The organism is Rhizobium sp. SRDI969 (assembly GCF_025152725.1).
Taxonomy (GTDB): domain Bacteria; phylum Pseudomonadota; class Alphaproteobacteria; order Rhizobiales; family Rhizobiaceae; genus Rhizobium; species Rhizobium leguminosarum_I.
Window position 1 is genome coordinate 175378 of sequence record NZ_CP104035.1, and the last position, 21258, is coordinate 196635.

Consider the following 21258-nt stretch of genomic DNA (forward strand, 5'->3'; position numbering starts at 1 on the left):
GCGCCCGTCCGGGCGCGCAAAGAGGTCGCAGCCAATTTCTGAGTTTGCGCAGGATGCATTGCTTAAATCACCCCCGGTTTAAGGATCATGCGCGAGGAGACCGATACGCATGATCCCGAGAGTTGCAGTTGTTGAAGACGAGGAAGCCCTCAGCGTGCTTCTTCGCTACAATCTCGAAGCGGAAGGCTTCGAGGTCGATACCATTCTTCGTGGCGACGAAGCCGAAATGCGGCTTCAGGAGCGCACTCCCGATCTTCTCATCCTCGATTGGATGCTGCCCGGCGTCTCGGGCATCGAGCTCTGCCGGCGGCTGCGCATGCGGCCGGAAACCGAGCGCCTGCCGATCATCATGCTGACGGCGCGCGGCGAAGAGAGCGAGCGCGTCCGCGGATTGTCGACGGGCGCCGACGATTACGTCGTCAAGCCCTTCTCGACCCCCGAGCTCGTTGCCCGCGTCAAGGCGATGCTGCGCCGCGCCCGTCCCGAGGTGCTGTCGACGGTGCTGAAATGCGGTGACATCGAGCTCGACCGCGAGACCCATCGCGTCCATCGCAAGACCCGTGAAGTCCGCCTCGGCCCCACCGAATTCCGCCTGCTGGAATTCCTGATGTCGTCGCCGGGCCGGGTCTTCTCCCGCTCGCAGCTGTTGGATGGCGTCTGGGGCCACGATATCTATGTCGACGAGCGCACCGTCGACGTCCATGTCGGCCGCCTGCGCAAGGCGCTGAATTTCTCCAACATGCAGGACGTTATCCGCACCGTCCGCGGCGCCGGCTATTCGATGGAAGCCTGAGGGCTTCCGTTCTGGTTACTGACAAGGGCTCGTGCTAACGTCTGCCCCTCACCCTAACCCTCTCCCCGTAAGCGGGGCGAGGGGACGTGCCCCGCGAAAGGTTGGTGGGGATGGAGAGGGTGCGGCATGTCCCTTCGCCCCGCAAGCGGGGAGAAGGTGCCGGCAGGCGGATGAGGGGCAGCCATCCGCACGGACCAAAATTGCATAAAAAACGGGCCACTCGGCCCGTTTCGTCATTCTAGCAATGATCACCCGTTCAGCTGGCCCGGGCTGCCGCCCGGCGGCGTTCGTTGACCGGCTGGTAGGCAAGCTTCTGGTGATAGCCGCAATAAGGCGAATTGTCGGGGGACTCGCAGCCGCAGAAATGGAAGTCGTCCTTCAGCGGATCGCCGACCGGCCACTTGCAGGTGCGTTCGGTCAGCTCCGTCAGGCCGAGGCGTCGGGAAATCGGCACCACCACATTGCCTCTCGGCACATATTCCATTTCCTCGATCGTTTCGATCTCGATCTCTTCCTTCAGCATGGTCGCGCCCTGCTGGCGGGTAACGGTGCGGGTCGTGACCCGTGAGGCGTAGTTCGGCGCGCGCGGCGCCGAGGTATTGCGCTTCGGCGTTCGCGCCGCGGTGTTGGTGCCGCCGGCCTTGGCACGGCCGGGGAGGCACAGCCGATGCACTTTGCCGATGACCGCGTTTCTGCTGACCCCGCCAAGCTGCGCAGCGATCTGGCTGGCGCTCAGTCCTTCGGCCCAAAGTTTCTTGAGTTTCTCGACCCGCTCGTCTGTCCAGTTCATGCCCTGTCTCCACCTTCTGCGTTGGTGATGGCAGAATCCCTCACCGTTGTCCCGGGAGCTCCGAAACAAGAAACGCTTGATCAATTTTGGTGACTAGTTCCGCCGCATGCAGTCTAGTAATTGATCTTTAACCTAGTGTGAGCCTGACTCCGTGACAAGAGTCGCATGAATCCGGATGAATCGAATTCGTAGTTTTCCCCAACTTGCTGCCCCTGCGTGTCATTTCTGCAATAATGCCTGTTGATGACTGGAAATGCCGCTGTACACTCTTGCTGCATACGCTAAGGGCGCCGTTTTGTTGACATTGCAGCGCGAAAAGGAAATAGTGCCACTCGCCGCCGCAAGGCGGCATTTTTGATTTTTCGGGCCTGGTTTCCTTAGCCGGAGTCATTGCCCGGCAACTTGATGGAGATCGCGCCATGGCTGAAGCCGCGCCGCTTTATGACACCTATTCTCGTGCCCCGCTGCGGTTCGAGCGAGGCGAGGGCGTATGGCTGATCACCGAAAGCGGCGAGCGATATCTCGATTTCGGCGCCGGCGTCGCCGTCACCTCCGTCGGCCACAGCAATCCGCATGTTGTGGGCGCACTGAAGGAGCAGGCCGACAAGGTGTGGCACCTGTCGAACATCTATGAGATCCCCGGCCAGGAGCGTCTGGCAAAACGGCTGACGGACGCCACCTTCGCCGACAAGGTGTTCTTCACCAATTCGGGCGCCGAGGCGCTCGAATGCGCGATCAAGACGGCGCGCCGCTATCAGTTTTCCAAGGGTCATCCCGAGCGCTTCCATATCATCACGTTCGAAGGCGCCTTCCACGGACGGACGCTGGCGACGATCGCCGCCGGCGGCCAGGAAAAATATCTGGAAGGCTTCGGCCCGAAGGCGCCGGGTTTCGATCAGGTTGCTTTCGGCGACATCGAAGCGGTTCGCGCCGCGATCACCGATGCTACGGCCGCCATCCTCATCGAGCCGGTGCAGGGCGAGGGCGGCGTGCGCCCTGCCACCAACGAGTTCATGAAGGCGCTTCGCCAGCTCTGCGACGAGAACGGCCTGCTGTTGATCCTCGACGAGGTCCAGACCGGCGTCGGCCGCACCGGCAAGCTCTTCGCCCATGAATGGTCGGGTATCACGCCCGATATCATGGCTGTCGCCAAGGGCATCGGCGGCGGGTTCCCGCTCGGCGCCTGCCTTGCCACGTCGGAGGCCGCCTCCGGCATGAAGGCCGGCACGCATGGCTCGACCTATGGCGGCAATCCGCTTGCCATGGCCGTCGGCAGCGCCGTGCTCGACATCATCCTTGCCGATGGCTTCCTCCAGCATGTGCGCGACGTAGCGCTTGTCTTCCGCCAGGGCCTCGCTTCGCTGAAGGATCGTTATCCCGATGTGATCGAGGATATCAGAGGCGAGGGCCTTTTGCTCGGCATCAAGGCCGCCGTTCCCTCAGCCGAACTGCTGCAGGCGATCCGCGCCGCCCATCTGCTCAGCGTGCCTGCCGGCGACAACGTCATCCGCCTTCTTCCGCCGCTCGTGGTCACTGCCGAGGAAGCCCGCGAGGGTCTGGCCCGCGTCGAGCGCGCCGCCGAGAGCATTCGCGCCTCCAAGGTCAAGAAGACGGCTTGAAGAGATTGCCGCCTTCGGGCGCAGCACAGGTAAGAAGACATGAGCCCTAAACATTTCCTAGATCTTTCGGCGGTCACATCAGCCGATCTCAGAACCATCATGAACGATGCGCTTTCCCGCAAGCAGGCGTTTAAGGCAGGCCAGGGTGATAAGCCGCTCGCCGGCAAGATGCTGGCGATGATCTTCGAGAAGCCGTCGACGCGCACCCGCGTCTCCTTCGACGTCGGCATGCGCCAGCTCGGCGGCGAAACACTCTTTCTGTCCGGCACCGAGATGCAGCTTGGCCGCGCCGAGACGATCGGCGACACCGCCAAGGTGCTGTCGCGCTATGTCGATGCGATCATGATCCGCACCACCGAGCATTCGCGGCTGGTCGAGCTCGCCGAGCACGCGACCGTGCCTGTGATCAATGCGCTGACGGATGACACCCATCCCTGCCAGATCATGGCCGATATCATGACCTTCGAAGAGCACCGCGGCCCGATCAAGGGCAAGACCATCGCCTGGACCGGCGACGGCAACAATGTGCTGCATTCGCTGGTCGAGGGTGCCGCGCGCTTCGGCTACCGCATGAACATGGCCGTACCCCTTGGCTCGGAGCCAAAGGATCACTATCTGAACTGGGCCCGCAATGAGGGCGCCGAAATCATGCTTTGCCATGATGCCGACCGTGCGGTCGCCGGCGTCGATTGCGTGGTGACCGATACCTGGGTCTCCATGAATCAGGAACATCGGGCCCGGGGTCACAATGTCTTCCAGCCTTATCAGGTCAACGCGGCCTTGATGGCCAAAGCCGGCAATGATGCATTGTTCATGCATTGCCTGCCCGCCCATCGCGGTGAGGAAGTGACGGACGAAGTGATCGACGGTCCGCAATCCGTGGTCTTCGATGAGGCGGAAAACCGTCTTCATGCGCAGAAGTCGATTCTTGCTTGGTGCCTGGGCGCGATCTGAACCATAATCGGACGTCGCGAGTCACAAACTCGCGACCGCGCGAGCGGCGGGCACGCTGGCCCATCGCTCTGGAAAGTAGGAGTGAAAAGCCATGGCAGAAGCTGCAGCCGCCCTCGGCCAGTTCGATTTCGCCGGCGATGACCATGTCGTCCCCTTCCAGGTGGAGGGGCTGGATGTGCGTGGTCGCGCCGTCCAGCTCGGCCCGATGCTCGATGCGATCCTCGAGCGCCATCATTATCCCGCACCCGTTGCTCGGCTGCTTGCCGAAGTCGTCGTGCTGACGGTGCTGCTCGGCACCTCGCTGAAGTTCGACGGTAAGTTCACGGTGCAGACCAAGGGCGACGGCCCGGTCGATCTTCTCGTCGCCGATTTCTCGACGCCGGAAAATGTCCGCGCCTATGCCCGTTTCGATCGGGCGCTGCTCAACAAGGCGATCGAGTCAGGCGAAACCGAGCCGGAGCAATTGCTCGGCAGGGGCGTGCTCGCCTTTACCATCGACCAGGGCAAGTTCAGCCAGCCCTACCAGGGCATCGTTCCGCTCGACGGCACGACGCTTGAAGAAATTGCCGGCGTCTATTTCCGCCAGTCGGAGCAGATCCCGACGCGCGTCCGCCTTGCCGCGGCCGAGCTCTTCGATCGTGACGATGCCGGCAAGCCGCGCCATCGCTGGCGGGCAGGCGGCCTCGTCGCCCAATTCCTGCCGGAAGCGCCGGAGCGGATGCGCCAGCCGGATCTCCACGGCGGCGACGGCGACACCGGCAGCCGCCCGCACGGCGAGGACGACGCCTGGCTCGAAGCGCGTTCGCTGGTCGAGACCATCGATGCCGATGAACTCACCGATCCGCTTGTCGGTACCGAGCGGCTGCTGTTTCGCCTGTTCCACGAGCGTGGCGTCCGCGTCTACGAACCGCGCGCCGTCTTCGACCGCTGCAGCTGCTCGCGCGACAAGATCAAGGGCGTGCTGAAGGGCTTTTCGGCCGAGGAGATCGAAGCCAGCCAGGAAAACGGCGAAATCGCCGTAACCTGCGAATTCTGCTCGACCACCTACCGCTTCGAGCCGGCCGAGCTTCAGCCGGCCGAATAGGCTGGTTCGCGCGAATGGTGCCCCTCACCCTAACCCTCTCCCCGTAAAAACGGGGCGAGGGGACGTGCCATACGAAAGGTTGGTGGGAAACGGAGAGGTCGCGACACGTCCCCTTCGCCCCGCAAGAGCGGGGAGAAGGTGTCGGCAGGCGGATGAGGGGCAGGTCTCAGCAATCTCCCAGAAGCCGGGCGTCGAAGACGTCTCAGAAACGTGGCGCTGACGGAAAATGACCTCTCAATTGTTGCGCCTCAGTTAAGCACGCGCAGCAGCCCAGGCGAATCCAGCGAGAAGGCGGGGATGTTGACATCGAACATCTCTCCTTCGTCCGTTTCCATCTGGTAATGGCCGAACATCAGCCCTGAGGGCGTATCGAGCGGGCAGCCGGAAGAATATTCGTAGGTGTCGCCGGGGCCGAGCCGCGGCTGTTCGCCGACAACGCCGGGACCGGTCACCTCGTCCACCTGGCCGTTCTGGTCGGTGATGTTCCAGTAACGGTTGACCAGCCGAACGGCTATGTTGGAATTGTTGCTGATGACGATCCGGTAACCCCAGACATAGCGATCGTCTTCCGGATCGGATTGCTCCTCCAGATAGAACGGCTCGACGACGACTTCGATCTCTCTTGTGAGGGCGCGATACATGCCTTGCACCTTAATCAAGATATGTTACCCGTATCTTATAAGAGGCTTTGTCCGTCAAGAAACGGAACAGTTATCATCGCTGAAACGGCTGTGATCCGAAAGGTTTTCGATCGTTAAGCCTAATCGCCAGTGTTAATTCCGCTTCGGAACGCCGCGGCGGACGAACTTGTTCCCCCCGGTCTCACCTTGGTGAGATCTGGCCTCACCTTGGTGAGGACCGGCCGGACCCCGCGTGATATCCGGCCGTTATGACTGCCGATCAGGCCGAGACCTTGGCAAGCGCCCGCGCGAAATCCTCGATCAAGTCGTCGGTATCCTCGATACCGGCCGAAAGGCGGACCGTTCCAGGCGAGATACCGAGTTCGGCGCGCGCCTCTTCCGTCAGGTTCTTGTGCGTCGTCGTCGCCGGATGGGTGATCAGGCTCTTGCTGTCGCCGAGATTGTTGGAAATCTTGACGATCTCGAGCGCATTCTGCAGCGCAAAGGCCGCATCCTTGCCGCCCTTCAGCTCGAAGGCGACCAGCGTCGAGCCGCCGGTCATCTGCTTGGCGATGATATCGGCCTGCGGATGGTCCTTGCGGCCGGGATAGATCACCTTGGCGACCTTGCCTTGCTCGGCCAGGAAATCGGCGATCTTCGCCGCATTCTCGGTCTGCTGGCGCACGCGCAGCGGCAGCGTCTCGATGCCCTTCAACAGCGTCCAGGCATTGAAAGGCGACATCGCCGGGCCGGTATGGCGGAAATAGTCGTGTAGGTTCTCGTCGATCCATTCCTTGTCGGAAAGCACGACGCCGCCGAGGCAGCGGCCCTGGCCGTCAATATGCTTGGTGGCGGAATAGACGACGATATGGGCGCCGAGTTCCAGCGGCTTCTGGAAGAGCGGCGTCGCAAAGACGTTGTCGACGACGACCTTGGCGCCGATCTGGTTGGCGAGCTTGGCGACGCCTGCGATATCGATCACTTCGAGCGTCGGGTTGGTCGGGCTTTCCAGGAAGAACACCTTGGTCTTTGGCGTGATCGCCTTTTCCCAGTTCGCCAGATCCCGGCCGTCGATCAGCGTGCAGTCGATGCCGTATTTCGGCGCCAACGTCTCGACGACCCAGCGGCACGAACCGAAGAGGGCGCGGGCGGCGACGATATGATCGCCTGATTTCAGCTGGCAGAGGATTGCCGCGGTGACGGCGGCCATGCCGGAAGCGGTGGCGCGGGCGTCTTCGGCGCCTTCGAGCATGCACATGCGCTTTTCGAACATGTCGTTGGTCGGGCTGCCGTAGCGGGCGTAGATGAAGCCCTCCGTCTCGCCTTTGAAGCGGGCTTCGGCCGCCTCCGATGTCTCGTAAACGAAGCCTTGGGTGAGATAGATTGCCTCGGACGTCTCGCCATATTGCGAACGCAGCGTGCCACCGTGGACGAGTTGGGTTGCCGGGCGCCAGGTCTTGCTCATGCCATCACCTTCACATAACAAAAAAACCGGTCGCAAAAGCAGACCGGTTTCAACCCGGTCTTTTTAGCCACTTGTTTAACGTGGCTGCAAGCCGACCGGCCAAATCACCACGGGATAATTCTGCAATACTGCTGTTAGCTGCTTGCGTCAATTCCCCGAGTTTGGTTTTGTCGGCGGCAAATGATGGATGAGGCATGATGGCTCGCGAAACGGGAATTCTGGCGGATCGCGCGATCTCCGCGCTGTTCGAAACGGGGCGTCTGATCTCCGAACGGGAGCTGGACCGCGACCAGATCCAGCCGGCAAGCCTCGACCTGCGCTTGGGCGCCAAGGCTTTTCGCGTGCGCGCCAGCTTCATGCCCGGCCCCTCGCACCTGGTTGCCGACAAGCTCGACCGGCTGAGCCTGCATGTGATCGACCTCTCCGAGGGGGCGGTGCTCGAAACCGGCTGCGTCTATATCGTGCCGCTGATGGAGAGCCTGGCCCTGCCGGCCGACATGTCGGCCTCGGCCAATCCGAAGAGCTCGACCGGGCGCCTCGATATCTTCACCCGCGTCATCACCGATTACGCCCAGGAATTCGACAAGATCCCGGCAGGCTATTCCGGCCCGCTCTATCTCGAAATCAGCCCGCGCACCTTCCCGATCGTCGTGCGCCGCGGCTCGCGCCTGTCGCAGATCCGTTTCCGCGTCGGTCAGGCCCTGCTCGGCGAGCCCGAACTGTTGAAGCTGCATGAAAGCGAGACGCTGGTGGCCAGCAAGCTGCCCAACGTATCAGGCGGCGGCATCGCCCTGTCGATCGACCTCGCCGGGGACAAGGACGGCCTGATCGGCTATCGCGGCAAACATCACACCGCCGTCGTCGATGTCGACAAGAAGGCCGAGCACGACCTCTTCGATTTCTGGGAACCGCTCCACAGCCGCGGCCGCAACGAGCTGATCCTCGATCCCGACGAGTTCTATATCCTCGTCTCGCGCGAGGCCGTGCACGTGCCGCCGGATTATGCCGCCGAGATGACTCCGTTCGATCCGCTGGTCGGCGAATTCCGCGTCCATTATGCCGGCTTCTTCGATCCGGGCTTCGGCCACGCGCCTGCCGGCGGACGCGGCAGCCGCGCCGTGCTCGAAGTCCGCAGCCACGAAGTGCCCTTCATCCTCGAAGACGGCCAGATCGTCGGCCGCCTCGTCTACGAACACATGCAGGAAAAGCCCGCAAGCCTCTACGGCTCCGGCCTCGGCTCCAACTACCAGGCCCAGGGCCTCAAACTCTCGAAGCACTTCCGCATCTGAAGCGTTGCGTCAGGCGCGACTTGACAGCGGCCCCTATCTGTTGGAAATCTCGCTTCATCGCGGGTGTAGCTCAATGGTAGAGCAGCAGCTTCCCAAGCTGAATACGAGGGTTCGATTCCCTTCACCCGCTCCATTTACCCTCAGCCCGTTCGCCGCCTTTTCAAGGCACTTCGCGATCTTTTATGAAAAGGGTTGCGCGCAGGCATCGGCGCCTACAAGGAAACAGATGGCGCCTCGGCCGCGCGCAACCCCTAACTTCGCCTTTATCTGGTCTTACTGACGCTCATCTCAATTCCCCCAAATTGAGAACTCACGTAGTCGCCATGGCGAAGCTTTGCGAATTCGTCGGTGGCTTGTGCCGGTGCGCTCTTGAAAACGTACCATTGACCGTCCGGTTCGCGTTTCTGATAGATCAGGCCGCCCTTCTTGCGGTGGCTGAAGCAGGTGATTGCCGTCGCCGTTCCGGTCTTGGCGTGCCAGTCGGCGTTGAAGCAGAGTTTACCCGGTTCCGTGATGAACCAGCGGCCCGTGCCGAAGGACGGCGAGCCATTTTCCCGAGACCAGGCGGTAAAGCGACGCGCCTTTGTAGAGAAGTAGCCGGCGCCGGCTTTCCACATCCAGGAATTCTGGTTGTAGAGCCGATAGATTTCCGCGCTGCTCATCGGCTTTGCGGTCTCTATGCCCTTAGGCTCATTGGTTCCGGCAGCGGACGCGGCCGTGGCGATACCGCTGGTCAGAGCCACGGCCAGGAGCATTTTTTGAAGCATGGACATGGTCAGGTTCCTTCTTGTTCAATTGATACTTTCGCGGACGACCCGCCAGTCGGGGCGGCCATAGCCGTCCGGCCACGGATAGACTTCGCGGTCGTTGAAGTAGATAACGGCGCTGAGCGCCGGGAACTGAGGATAGCGTTTCGTTACGCTCTCGGCCCAGTTTCGCACGTAGGAATCGCTGCCTTCGTAGCCGAGTTCGGCAACCATGATGGGCTTGCCGTAACCGGCGACACGGGCGTATCCGGGCGCAAGGTGCTCGGCAAATGTCTGGTCACGGCCAGTCTTGTCCCTGTCGTATCGCTCCAGGCCAAAGACCGAGAGCCCGATGAGATCGACGACATCGTTGCCGGGATAAAAGGCTTGAAGCCCCTCATTGCCCTTCGGGGACCACATATATTTGGCCGTCTTCAGGTGGACCTTGCAGACCTCCACCATCCGGCGATAGGCCTTGGCATAATCGGCGCCCTGCCAATGCGACCAGGAGAACTGGCTGTCGGTTTCGTCCATTTCCTGTCCCCAGCGAATGATGACCGGACTTTTCAGCTTGGCAGCAGTCGAGCAGACGGCGGCCATGTTCGCGTCGCGCGAACCGTTGAGGATGCTGTGCAGCAGTTCCTGCGGGGTTTGGCGCCAATCGGTCGACCAGGTCCAGGGCTCGACCGAGATCAGCAGGGTGCGGCCACGCGCTTGCGCATAATCGTCGGCGAGGGCGAGGGTGCGCAGGTCGACATCTTCCCAGGGCAGGAAGAGGTGTTCGATCTTCGAATCGGACGAGGCGCCTAAATCTCCGTGCGGGTCATAGGCGCCGAACGTGATCGACTCGTTCGTGACAACCGGCATTTTGGTCGGCGGCGCAATGGACGATGTCGTCATTGCAAGCGGCTGCCCTTCGGCAAAGCTGCCCAGGGCGGGCGGCAGGACCGCGACTCCCGACAGCAGCAGGCCGGTTAACGACAATAGGGCTATTTTGGATGGGCTATGCATTGTGTAATTCCTCCACGCTCGGCCGCAACTCCGGTTGAGCGGCATCCGTTCTCAGTTGGATCTCCTCCGGATCGGAAATCCATCGTGGTTTGAAGAAGATCGTGCGCAGGGCGGTCCCGCCCAGGCCCGCACCGGAGACGGCATAGCGCTCTTCGAACAGCTGAAGGCGGCCGCTGCCCCAGGCGAGTGCCTCGGCCGCATCCTTTCCGCGCATGATGGTTGCAAGCCCCGGCAGCGCGACGAGCGCAAGCAGCGCGGTCGCCATCGCGGGACGGTAGAAACGCGGGGCCGCCGCAACGGTATTTTCCTTCGAATGGCGCCCGACGATGACCAACAGCAGCGCGCAGTAGATTGCCGCGTTCAGGATGGTGAAGAAGTAACCCCCCTTGGAGGCACCGGCATGGCCGATTGCCAGGGCGGGCAATACGGCGATGAGCGCCAGTAAAGCGTAGGGCGCCAGGACACGCACCGGCAGCAGATCGACTTCGGACCGCCCTTTCGGCGTGACGCGGAAATCGACGAAGGAGCCTGTCACGAAATCGTGCACCGCAGCCAGCGTGCCGGCCAGCGCCCAGGGCCAGCGCGCAAAGAGAAAGAGCATGCATTCCCAGCTCAGGATCTTGGCGTCGTAGGGGCGGAACGAGCTGCTGGCGCGCCAGCGATAAGCCATCACCACGAGAGCGATAGAAAGCGGTGCGAAATGCGCCAGGAAATCGGGGTAGGTCACCGTCACGAAGTTCTGGCCGCGCACGAGCGCGATGATCGGCAACGCAAACATGAGCAACATGAAGAACGCAAAAAGCGGATACCAGAGTTGCGAAAAGAGGAACTGGAACCTGAGTCGGGGCGGCAGCCGGCCGACGAGGCTCGGCGTGTACCGCAACAGCACCATGACCAGGCTGCGCGACCACTGGAATTCCTGCGTCACGAGATCGCTGAAGGTTCTGGGGCCGTCACCATGGGCGATGGCATCCAGCGCATGCACACCCCGCCAGCCGCCGGCATTCATCATCAATGTCGTCGAATGGTCTTCAGCCAACTCCGGACCGAGGCCGCCGATCTGTTGGAGGGCGACGGTGCGTACCGCGTAATGCGACCCTATGCACAGCGGCGCCAGGCCGCCATTGTAACCGGCTTGGAGCGAGCCATGCATGCTGGCTTCGGCATAAAGCCTTCCACGTGCCGACCAGCTTTCGGAAGCGTTCTTGTCGCAAATGCTGGGGGCCGAGACATAGCCGACCTTTGGATCGGCGAACGGACGCAGCATGTGGAAGAGATAGTCGGGCGCGGGAACATGATCCGCATCGAGTTGCGCCACGAAATCGTAACGGCTGTAGCCGTAGTGGTCGTAGAAAAAGGCGAGATTGCCTTCCTTGCACCGCGTGCGCCGGGGCCACGATGTCCGATGATAATCGGATCGCCCCTTGCGGGTCGAGACGAAGACCCCGTGCCCGGAGCACCAGTCGAGAGTCTCGGGGGAAGGGTCTTCGTCGGCAAGCCAGGTGTCGTGTTCCACCTCCTGGGCAAGCATTGCCAGCAGGGTTTCACGGACGACCGCGAAGGGTTCCGCCGGCGCCTTGGTCACGACCATGGCCACTCGACTGCCCGCCGGCAGGCGCAAGGGACCGTTCGGTCTTGCCGCCCGATAGAAGACGACGATGAAATAGGCCGGCAGAGCGGTAACCCAGGCAAGAACCAGGCTCACCGTAATTGTGCCGAAGAGATCGACGTGATGGCGCGGCTCCAGCCACCAGATCCAGAAATAGGCGAAGGCGCAGGCCCATACGGCCGTCAAGAACAGATATTCGGCCCGCCGATGTCCTGTGAGAACCGGGACAAGAAACGGCTCGTGCGAGGGTTCCGGAGCATGCGTTGTTTGGCTAATCGCAAGTTCGGTCACGCGCGCGCCTCCAGTCCGAAGAACGGAGCCGCCGTCCGCACGATGGTTTCGAGGTCGGAATATCGAGGCTGGAAGCAGAGCGTCTCGCGGGCCAGGCTGGCGTCGGCGTAGAGGCTGGCCGGATCGCCCGGCCGGCGTGGATGGATGACGACCGGGACTTCGCACCCGGTCGTTTCCTCGATCACGCGCAGGACGTCCCTGATGGAAAAACCCCGCCCGGTGCCGAGGTTGACAGTGAGGTTTGCTCCGCCTTTGGCGAGATGAGTGAAGGCCTGAACATGGGCGCGCGCGAGATCGGCGACGTGGATATAGTCCCTTATGCAGGTGCCGTCAGGGGTATCGTAATCATCGCCGAATATCTCCAGGTGCGGAATCCGGCCGGCCGCGGCGAGCAGCGCCCGCGGAATGAGATGGGTTTCCGGAACGTGCCATTCGCCAAGCTCGCCGTCCGGATCGGCTCCACAGGCATTGAAGTAACGCAGGGCAACATACCGCAGGCCGTAGGCCGCCGCATAATCGGCGAGCATATGCTCGAACATCAGCTTGGTCTTGCCGTAGGGATTGATCGGAGCCTTCGGCAACGTCTCATCGATCGGCAGCACGTAGGGGACGCCGTAGACGGCACAGCTCGATGAGAAGATGACGTTCTGAAGCCCCGTCTGCCGGCAGGCATCGATAAGCGACAATGCACCGCAGACATTGTTGTTGTAATATTTCGCTGGGTTTTCCACGGACTCGCCCACGTAGGCCGAGGCGGCAAAGTGGATAACGGCATCGGGAGCATATTTCTCGATGACCTCGATCAGGCATGACGAGTCGAGGACGTCACCTTCGACGAAGGGCCCCCAGCGCACGGACGAACGGTTTCCGGTCGTGAGATTGTCGTAGACGACAGGCTCAATCCCCTCCGAGCGGAGGAGCTTGGCGGTGTGGCTGCCGATATAGCCGGCACCACCCGTGACAAGGACCCGGGGCGCATCCATCAGACCGCCTCCAGTTCGCGTGCCGGACGGGTGAGAAGGCCATCGAAATAGTCGATCGTCTGACGAAGGCCGCTCGACAAGTCGATCTTCGGCCGCCAGTCGAGTTCCTGCATGGCAAGCGAAATATCGGGGCGACGCTGACGGGGGTCGTCAACCGGCAGAGCGCGGTGGATGATTTGCGACCGCGAGCCGGTCAATCCGATCACCTGCTCGGCCAGCTCCCGGATCGTGAATTCGCCCGGATTGCCGAGATTGACAGGCCCCGTCAGCGACGACGGTGAGGCCATCATGCGGACCATGCCGCCGATGAGATCATCGACGAAACAGAACGAGCGGGTCTGCGAACCGTCGCCATATATCGTGATGTCCTGCCCCGTCAGGGCCTGAACGATGAAATTCGAGACGACGCGGCCGTCGTCCGGACGCATCCGCGGGCCATAGGTGTTGAAGATGCGGATGATCTTGACCTCGACGCCGTGCGTCTTGTGGAAGTCGAAGAACAGCGTCTCTGCGCACCGCTTGCCCTCGTCGTAGCAGGAGCGCGGCCCGAACGAATTGACGTTGCCCCAGTAGCTTTCGACTTGAGGGTGGACGTTCGGGTCGCCGTAGACTTCGGAGGTGGATGCCTGAAGGATGCGTGCGCCGGTGCGCGCGGCCAGCTCCAGAAGGTTGAGGGAGCCCAGCACGCAGGTCTTTGTCGTATGGATCGGATCGGCCTGATAATGCGGGGGCGATGCCGGGCAGGCGAGATTATAGATCTCGTCGACTTCCAGATCGAGCGGCTGGACGATATCGTGGGCGACGACATTGAAGCGATCGACTCGCTTCAGATGGACGATATTGCGCCGCATGCCGGTGGAAAAGTTGTCGAGGCAGATCACCTGGTGTCCGGCGGCCAAAAGCGTCTCGCACAGATGTGATCCGAGGAAGCCTGCGCCGCCGGTGACAAGAACTCTCTTGGGAGCACGAGATATTCCGGATGGATTATTTGCATCACCAGCCGAAGTTTGCACAGAGCGCGCACGAATCTTACCAAGATAGTTCACGACTACCTCCCGTGTTTCAGGTTTTGCTATGGGATATTCGGTATGTACTTCGCTATACAGCGAAATTAAGTCGTTCAATCATGCGAATATTTTGTTCGTCCGGTTTTTCTTTTGGAACGAACCGATGTTTATTTAGATACAGCTAAGAAAGGCTATTGTCGTTATCCTCACGTCCTGGAAATTATCGCTCCGTACATTTCGGAGCGAAAAGGAATATGATAAGCAACTCATGGAGGTGACTCGTCGAGCACTTCCGCTTTTTCAGACGGAGTTCTGCGGAGATTTCAGCCGCAAAAACAATTGCTTTTCTCAATTTCCATGGCTCGGGTCGGGTTATGCGCTGGAGGAATTGGATGACTACAGGGTCTGATTCCGACGATGATGCTGCCGCGGAACAGGAACGGCCGGCGCATATGGAGCGGCGGCGCTGGCCGCGTGAACCGGCCTTGCGCAAGGAACGCCCACCCCATGCCTCCCCTGCACTTGAGCCGCTGCGATTCTCGACGCAGAACCTGCCACCGGCAGAACAATTCCAGGCCTGGCGGGCACATATGGCGCCGCTCGTGGATGTTCATCTGCCGGAGGGAAAATCACCGGAAGACGGGTTCCTCGCGGAGCAGATCGGCTGGCACCTCGGCGATATCCTCATCGTCCAGCAACGCGCGCAGGCCCACAGATATGTCCGCGATCAGGCCATGCTTCGATCGAGCCCCATCGACCATTGGAACGTCGCCCTGCAGCGCAGCGGCCAAGCCTGGACCGAGGTCAACCGTCGTGTCACCGAGACCAGTGCCGGCGAGATACTTTTCATGTCTGTCGGCAGCCCGTATCGCGGACGGATGACCGATACCGAAGCCTTGCTAGTGTTCCTGCCGTATGAGCTGCTGGCTCGCGATGCGAGCCTTCTCCAGAGCGCCGGCAACACGGTTCTTTCCGGCAGCCACGCCGAGTTGCTCACGGGTTATCTCACGGGCCTCGAAACGAACCTCGGCAATCTGACGATAGAGGAAGTGCCCCGGATCATCCAAACCATCGGCGATATGGTCGTTGCGGGCGCCGCATCGTCCACAACGACTGACACCGGTCAAAACCAGACCAACATGGGACTGATGGAGCGGGCGCACCGCTACATTCACGTCAATCTCCATTCGGAAAACCTGACACCGGACATGATGTGCCGCGCGTTGGGGATTTCGCGGACGCGGCTTTACCAGCTGTTTGAGGCGAGCGGAGGCGTGCTCAATTATATTCGCAAGCGGCGATTGCTGCAGGCCTATGCGGATCTCAACAATTCGGCCGACCACAGGCCGATTGCGGAAATCGCAGAAGCCGCCGGTTTCGAGGTCGCCGCCAATTTTACGCGCGCCTTCATCCACGAATTCGGGCTGAGCCCGCGTGAGATCCGAAGGACGGCGGCAACCCAACAGCGGCCGGCTCCGGCCATCCGCTCCACGCGGCGTTACGGAAAAACGATCGGTGATTGGCTGGCCCTGTCGCGTTGATCTAACAGGTCTCAGGCGGATCGTCATCCACGTGCTGTCGGGGTTGACTGCGTACGTCATTACGCTGGCTTCCTGACTGGCGTCGTCGACGGACACGCGCGCGGCGCTGAGCCAGATGCAAAAGGACAACAACCTCAAGATCACCGGCACGGTAATGGCAAGCTGTTCCACTTGGGGCACACCACCCGTGCTGTCCCCCACGTCACCTGGCCGGCCGCGCCAATGACCGGGCGATATGCAGCGTCGCAGAATAGTCAGTTTTGCGATGCCAGCAATGATCGCTCATAGCGCAAGGTTGCCCTTCACCGCTCCATCTCCCGCAAACCACGCCGACCAAGCCTAATCCCCGAAGAACCGGATCGGCTTGTATTGCCGATGGCCGATGATCAGGCTCCGGTCGGGCTGGATGATGTAGGTCTCCTCCACCTGCCGGCCGTATTGGTCAATGAAATCATGCGGGAAGGCGGAACCAACAGGTGATTTGGTGAGTTTAGTGCGCGGTTGGCCGCTATAGGTAATGCTGCCGGGGATAGGTTCGAGGCCCGGTCCGCCGTAGCTGACGGTGTTGCAGCCCGCGAGAACGAGCGTGCCGACGAGGCCGATAGTTGCAGCTTTCATGTCCATCCCTCCCAATGCCGTGGATAATATCACTCTACACCTCGCCGGATAGAGTTCACGACACGAATGCCCATGCCATGCTTCAATCCTTCGGGCGTCGCCGGGGACGCCGTGATCGAGCGGCTGGCGGGACGACATCCACCTGCTGATATGAGGGTGAAAATCCCGTTCCACCAGTCGCGCCGACCCATCCATTGCCGAAACCGGTGCCGTCTGCTAGATCGGCATCGTCGAAAAAGGCAGGATCGGTTGAGGTAAGCCCGATCCCTTCCATTGGAGCGTTAAGCGCTCTGGCGAAGCTCTGCTCCGTGCCATGGCACGAGAACCCGCGACGTGATCCGCATCAAGATGCGGGATCCCGGCGGCGTGCGGAGACGGCAAAAAGGCAGTCCCGGGATTTTTCCGAACGGAGACTGTCATGCACTTGAACCACCTCGATTTCCACGTACCCGATATCGCTGTCACGGCGGATTTCTTCATCCGCCATTTCGGCCTGAGACTGAAGGATATGCGCGGCCAGAATGGCCTGGCGATCCTCGAAGACGATGCCGGCCTTGAAATCGTCCTCAGCCACGCAATCGCAAAATTCGGCACCGCCGATCAGGTGGAGATCGGGCGCCAGACCTATCACATCGGCTTCATTCTGCCCGAAAGGGCGGATGTCGATGCGGTCCATGCCGGGCTCGCGGCTGCCGGTGCTGACCTGTCCGGTCCGCCGGCCGCCATGCGCGGCGGCTGGCTGTTTTATTGCACGGCGCCAGGAAACATCCTCGTCGAGATCGGCTGGCGGCCGGGTTAGACGACACCCCAAAAGGAAAGGACGGCCGCCGCCGTCCGCCCCTCATCCGGCTGCCGCCACCTTCTCCCCGTATACGGGGCGAAGGGGTATGCCGCAACGTCTCGATTCCCTCTTCTCCCCAGCGGGGAGAAGGTGCCCGTAGGGCGGATGAGCGACTATCTGGGTTGTCAAGTTGCGCATTCGAATTCTCTTCGCGCATCCCGTGCTTTTGCATTGAGAATGACCAGCAGTTTTCGGGCGAGCGCAATGCGGATAACCATTTTTGGCTTGCCAGCGCTCTGCAACCTTTGCCTGAAGGCAGCCAAATGCGGATCGTACCTGGCCGCGGTGGCGGCGACCAGGAACAGGATGCCACGCGGTCCGGAGCGCCCGCGGCGCACCGGCCGGGGTCCGCTGCGTTTGCCGCTATCGTTGGCAATCGGCGCCAGGCCGGCCAGTTTGACGATCGCCTTGTTGGAGATTCGGCCGATTTCGGGCAGTTCGGCCATCAGCCGGGCAACGGTACGGTCCGCCACCCCCTTGATCGAGCGAAAGGCTTGGTTGAGGCAGGCCCAGAGCGGATCGTCGTCGATCATCGAGGCAATCTCGCCCTCAAGGGTGCGGCTCTGGCGCACCAGAAGCGCGATCACTTCGTCGAGGCTTGCCACACTCTGCTGATCGCGGGCAGCACTGCGGCGCTGCCTCTGGACGGTCAGATCGCTGGTGACCTGAGACAGCCGCGTCATCAGCGCCGACAGCCGCAGCTGCGCGGCTTTCGGCGGCGGCAGGGCAGACAGCCGCCTGGCCTCGGCATAATCGGCGATCATCGCCGCATCGATCCGGTCGGTCTTTTCCAGAAAGCCCATGGCCTCGGCAAAGCGGCGCACATGGCGCGGATTGGCAAGCGCGCAGGCGATCCCCAACTCCCACAACAGCAGGAAGGCCGAACGCTCGTAGCCGCCCGACGCCTCCATGACGACGAGCTCGACACCCTGCTCCCGGCAGAGCGCAGCCAGCGCGCCGATGCCGGCCGCATCGTTGCTGAAACGCTCAAAAACCCCGGACGGGCGGATAAACGCATCCAGCCAGTCCTTCGAAACATCCACTCCACATATAACTCTGTTCACGGTAACCTGCCTTGTGCGTGCGGTTGAAGCCAAGCGACTATTCGGTCGTACGTGACGATGACGAAGATCCCAGGCTCATCCACGGTTGTAACCGGAGGGGGAAACGGGCGACTTCGTCACGCCTCTGGCTGGGTGGCCACCCAGCCAGAGGCTCAATCGCTTCCATCGCACATAAAATCTAACATGCAGATACAAGGGGGCCGGCGAAGCCGGTCTATTCAACAAAGCCCATGCAGGTTTCGGCCGCGATGACCTCGTCTCGACCGTATTCAGGGCGCTGGGAACTGGCGTTGCCGCCGGAGTACCGGAATAGATTTTACGTGAAGGATGTGCCGTGTGGCCCCCTCATCCGCCTGCCGGCACCTTCTCCCCGAGGGGAGAAGAGGGTACGCCGCGAGCTCTCCATTCCTTGCCGACCTCTCGCAGGCTGGGTGAGCCATCGCCGCGAACCGGACAGCCGTGCCTCGTGCCGAGGTCGGCTCAGAATTCCGTCCAGTCGGGATCCTGGCTCGGCGACGTGCTGCTGCCGGCGCCGAAGGCGTTGGCGATTTTCTGGCCGAGAGCACGGGCCGGCGAGGCGGCCGGGCGGGCAGCACCTTCGCGGGCGACGCGGATCGGGGCTGCCCTGGCTGCCGGGCGGGCGGCAGCGCGAGGTGCTGCTGTGGCGATTGGGGCGCTGCCGACGAAGCCGCCGGTGCCGGTCAGCCTGAATTGGCCGAGCAGGTTGTTGAGCGCTGCCGCTTCCGTTGCCAGGTTGTGGCTGGCGGCGGTGGATTCCTCGACCATCGCCGCATTCTGCTGCGTGCCCTGGTCCATGGTGTTAACCGCGGTGTTGATCTCCTGCAGGCCGATCGACTGTTCGCGGGAGGCCTCGGCGATCGCGTGGACGTGCTGGTTGATCTCCTGCACCTCCTGGACGATGGCGTCGAGCGCCTTGCCGGTCTCGCCGACCAGCGAGACGCCGGTCTGCACATGCGTGCCGGAGGTGCTGATCAGCGCCTTGATCTCCTTGGCGGCCTTCGCCGAGCGTTGGGCAAGCTCGCGCACTTCCTGGGCGACGACCGCAAAGCCCTTGCCGGCATCGCCGGCGCGGGCCGCTTCGACGCCTGCGTTCAGAGCGAGCAGGTTGGTCTGGAAGGCGATGTCGTCGATGACGCCGATGATGTTGGAGATTTCACCCGACGACTTCTCGATCTGCTGCATGGCGGAGACCGCCTTGCGGACGACTTCGCCGGATTTTTCAGCGCCGAGGCGGGTACGGGCGACGAGCTGGCTCGCCTCCTCGGCCCGCTTGGCGGCGTCGCGCACCGTCGTGGTGATCTCCTCCAGCGCCGCTGCCGTCTCTTCGACGGAGGCCGATTGTTGTTCCGTCCGCTGGGAAAGCTGGTCTGCGGAAGAGCGGATTTCATTGGCGCCAGCGCCGATCGCCCGGGCATTGGCGCCGACCGTATGCAGGGTTTCGTTGAGCTTCTCGACCGAGTTGTTGAAATCCTCACGCAGCGCATCGAGATGCGCGACGAAGGGTTCGGCGATATGCGAGGCAAGATCGCCGGCGGCAAGGCGGCGCAGGCCGTCGCCGAGTGCAGTGACGGCGCGTTCTAGTTCGGATGCTTCGCGGACCTTCTGCGCCTCGCGTTCGCGGCGCTCGCTGTCGCTGACATTGCGGTCGGCTTCTGCGCGCGCCTCAATCCGGCCACGCTCGATCGCGTTGTCGCGGAAGACCGAAACGGCCTTCGCCATCTGGCCGACTTCGTCGCCGCGGTCGAGCCCGCTGACATCGCTTGTTGTATCGCCCTCGGCAAGCCGGCTCATGCGCTGGCGCAGCTGCGTCATCGGGCCGGCGATGCCCATCTGGGCGACGACCACGCTGAAACCGACGGCGGCGAGAACCGCTATGCCGATCAGAATGAAACAGAAGACGATCCGCCCGTTGACGGAAGCCGAGAGTGCGTCGCCACCATCATTGAGCATCGCCATCATCGCATCATTGTTGGCGATCATCTTCGGCGTCAGCGCATTGAGCTTGGCATTGATCAGGGCAACATTCGCCTGGGCGCCGGCGCTGTCCTTGGCTTTGCTCTGTTCGATGATCTTGTTCGCCAGTGTTTCGATCTCATCGATGCCCGCCTGAATTTCATCGATCGCCGGCTTGCGGCTGGGCACCAGCGCCAGCGCCTGCTTCATGCGGTCCCGCGCCTGCGGCAGCTTGCTCGGTGTGGCGAGCGCCGTCTGGAATTCCGGCGTATCGGGCTTTATGTCGGCAAGCAGGGTGACCTGCAGCACCGAGGCCACCGCCGATGCGCTGGCGCGCGCGCTCAGCATCGAGGCCTGCGCCTCATGGTCGATGAAGGCGCTGTAGGCGGCGTCCGCATGGCGGAACTCGGAAATGACATAGATTAGCCCGGTCATCGTGATCAGCCCCATGAGCGCCACGACCGAGATGATTTTTGTGCGGATTTTCAGATGCTTCAGCATGGAAATGTCACCTGATTGACGGGGCGTGCTCGCGTGCCCGGTGATGTGAAATCAATTGTTGCAGAAAACGCTGCTTCAATATCGCGGTTTAGGGATTAGGTTTGGGCTGACGCTTGCATCATGCGATCGGCTGGCGGGTCCGATGTCGTCGCAACAAATAAGAGGCGATATTCTTTAATTCCGCGCTAACAGAGTGCGGCGGATGACTGTGATTTTTAGGGGCTGAATTGTCGTCTCGGGTGCGCTGCCATGGCCGGCAGAGAGCCTCATCCTTGTACGTTGCTGTTGCTGTATAAAGGCATGGCGACGGAGATGCTTGCTGAGGTACGAGTTCAAGACCCAAGGATGACACGCATCCCCGTCGCGCAGCCCCCTTATACAGCAACAGCAACGTACAAGGATGAGGGGCGTCAGAGGGTGCCGCGCTGCTACGATGTTGGTGAGTTCGCGACCCCCAT

At 61.8% G+C, this 21258-nt stretch carries 18 protein-coding genes, 1 tRNA gene and 1 riboswitch; of the genes, 8 read left to right on the plus strand and 11 right to left on the minus strand.

The genetic code is table 11. From position 1 onward, the window contains the following. Window positions 1-109: 109 nt before the first annotated feature. Window positions 110-793, plus strand: coding sequence for a phosphate regulon transcriptional regulator PhoB (gene phoB / locus N2A41_RS00885; RefSeq protein WP_003545181.1), 684 nt, complete (start codon window positions 110-112; stop codon window positions 791-793). Window positions 794-1049: 256 nt separating this feature from the next. Here the strand turns inward: phoB and N2A41_RS00890 are convergent, their stop codons facing one another. Then, complete coding sequence (locus tag N2A41_RS00890) at window positions 1050-1583, minus strand: GcrA family cell cycle regulator (RefSeq protein WP_017966873.1); 534 nt, start codon at window positions 1581-1583, stop codon at window positions 1050-1052. A gap of 419 nt (window positions 1584-2002) precedes the next feature. Here N2A41_RS00890 and N2A41_RS00895 point away from each other — a divergent pair, with 419 nt between their 5' ends. The 3 genes from N2A41_RS00895 (at window position 2003) to N2A41_RS00905 (ending at window position 5240) form a co-directional block, all read left to right on the plus strand. Then, window positions 2003-3202: an aspartate aminotransferase family protein gene (locus tag N2A41_RS00895; protein WP_260109999.1), complete on the plus strand. Its 1200-nt coding sequence runs from the start codon at window positions 2003-2005 to the stop codon at window positions 3200-3202. A 39-nt stretch (window positions 3203-3241) separates the two neighbouring features. After that, window positions 3242-4156 (plus strand): ornithine carbamoyltransferase, encoded by a 915-nt coding sequence (argF, locus tag N2A41_RS00900; protein WP_017966875.1) that lies wholly within the window; start codon window positions 3242-3244, stop codon window positions 4154-4156. A gap of 91 nt (window positions 4157-4247) precedes the next feature. Beyond that, a complete protein-coding gene (locus tag N2A41_RS00905; protein ID WP_017966876.1) occupies window positions 4248-5240 on the plus strand; it encodes an Hsp33 family molecular chaperone in 993 nt (330 codons plus the stop codon). Window positions 5241-5488: 248 nt separating this feature from the next. Here N2A41_RS00905 and apaG read toward each other — a convergent pair whose 3' ends face one another. Both apaG and N2A41_RS00915 read right to left on the minus strand, forming a co-directional pair. Then, window positions 5489-5881 (minus strand): Co2+/Mg2+ efflux protein ApaG, encoded by a 393-nt coding sequence (apaG, locus tag N2A41_RS00910; RefSeq protein WP_020486188.1) that lies wholly within the window; start codon window positions 5879-5881, stop codon window positions 5489-5491. Between the two features lie 259 nt (window positions 5882-6140). Continuing rightward, on the minus strand, window positions 6141-7325 hold the full coding sequence (locus N2A41_RS00915) for an O-succinylhomoserine sulfhydrylase (protein WP_017966878.1): 1185 nt from the start codon (window positions 7323-7325) through the stop codon (window positions 6141-6143). A gap of 42 nt (window positions 7326-7367) precedes the next feature. Further along, a riboswitch (SAM riboswitch) is annotated at window positions 7368-7446 on the minus strand. A 73-nt stretch (window positions 7447-7519) separates the two neighbouring features. Here N2A41_RS00915 and N2A41_RS00920 point away from each other — a divergent pair. After that, complete coding sequence (locus N2A41_RS00920) at window positions 7520-8614, plus strand: 2'-deoxycytidine 5'-triphosphate deaminase (RefSeq protein ID WP_017966879.1); 1095 nt, start codon at window positions 7520-7522, stop codon at window positions 8612-8614. A gap of 59 nt (window positions 8615-8673) precedes the next feature. Next, window positions 8674-8747: transfer RNA gene (locus N2A41_RS00925), tRNA-Gly, on the plus strand. A 130-nt stretch (window positions 8748-8877) separates the two neighbouring features. Here N2A41_RS00925 and N2A41_RS00930 read toward each other — a convergent pair. The 5 genes from N2A41_RS00930 to N2A41_RS00950 are packed head-to-tail and all read right to left on the minus strand — an operon-like array spanning window position 8878 to window position 14300. Further along, window positions 8878-9387: a DUF995 domain-containing protein gene (locus tag N2A41_RS00930; RefSeq protein ID WP_260110000.1), complete on the minus strand. Its 510-nt coding sequence runs from the start codon at window positions 9385-9387 to the stop codon at window positions 8878-8880. A gap of 18 nt (window positions 9388-9405) precedes the next feature. After that, on the minus strand, window positions 9406-10344 hold the full coding sequence (locus N2A41_RS00935; RefSeq protein WP_260111093.1) for a glycoside hydrolase family 26 protein: 939 nt from the start codon (window positions 10342-10344) through the stop codon (window positions 9406-9408). 19 nt (window positions 10345-10363) lie between these two features. Then, window positions 10364-12271 (minus strand): glycosyltransferase family 2 protein, encoded by a 1908-nt coding sequence (locus N2A41_RS00940; protein WP_260110001.1) that lies wholly within the window; start codon window positions 12269-12271, stop codon window positions 10364-10366. Beyond that, the gene (gene galE, locus N2A41_RS00945; protein WP_260110002.1) at window positions 12268-13254 is read right to left on the minus strand and encodes a UDP-glucose 4-epimerase GalE; all 987 of its coding nucleotides are present in this window, start codon (window positions 13252-13254) and stop codon (window positions 12268-12270) included. Before galE ends, N2A41_RS00940 begins: the two co-directional genes overlap by 4 nt. After that, window positions 13254-14300, minus strand: a complete 1047-nt coding sequence (locus N2A41_RS00950) for a UDP-glucuronic acid decarboxylase family protein (protein ID WP_170279279.1) — start codon at window positions 14298-14300, stop codon at window positions 13254-13256. The genes galE and N2A41_RS00950 overlap by 1 nt, the downstream gene beginning before the upstream one ends. A gap of 353 nt (window positions 14301-14653) precedes the next feature. On the opposite strand from N2A41_RS00950, the gene N2A41_RS00955 reads away from it, so the two are divergent. Beyond that, window positions 14654-15802, plus strand: coding sequence for a helix-turn-helix domain-containing protein (locus tag N2A41_RS00955; RefSeq protein ID WP_170279280.1), 1149 nt, complete (start codon window positions 14654-14656; stop codon window positions 15800-15802). Window positions 15803-16141: 339 nt separating this feature from the next. Here the strand turns inward: N2A41_RS00955 and N2A41_RS00960 are convergent, their stop codons facing one another. After that, window positions 16142-16420 (minus strand): hypothetical protein, encoded by a 279-nt coding sequence (locus N2A41_RS00960; protein WP_170279281.1) that lies wholly within the window; start codon window positions 16418-16420, stop codon window positions 16142-16144. Window positions 16421-16838: 418 nt separating this feature from the next. Between N2A41_RS00960 and N2A41_RS00965 the strand changes: the two genes are divergently transcribed. Beyond that, a complete protein-coding gene (locus tag N2A41_RS00965; RefSeq protein WP_260110003.1) occupies window positions 16839-17219 on the plus strand; it encodes a VOC family protein in 381 nt (126 codons plus the stop codon). 167 nt (window positions 17220-17386) lie between these two features. On the opposite strand, the gene N2A41_RS00970 is transcribed toward N2A41_RS00965, so the two are convergent. Both N2A41_RS00970 and N2A41_RS00975 read right to left on the minus strand, forming a co-directional pair. Further along, window positions 17387-18325, minus strand: coding sequence for an IS110 family transposase (locus N2A41_RS00970; RefSeq protein WP_260110004.1), 939 nt, complete (start codon window positions 18323-18325; stop codon window positions 17387-17389). A 480-nt stretch (window positions 18326-18805) separates the two neighbouring features. Beyond that, window positions 18806-20800 carry a methyl-accepting chemotaxis protein gene (locus N2A41_RS00975; protein WP_260110005.1) on the minus strand — a complete coding sequence of 665 codons (1995 nt, stop codon included), beginning with the start codon at window positions 20798-20800 and terminating at the stop codon, window positions 18806-18808. Between the last annotated feature and the right edge of the window lie 458 nt (window positions 20801-21258).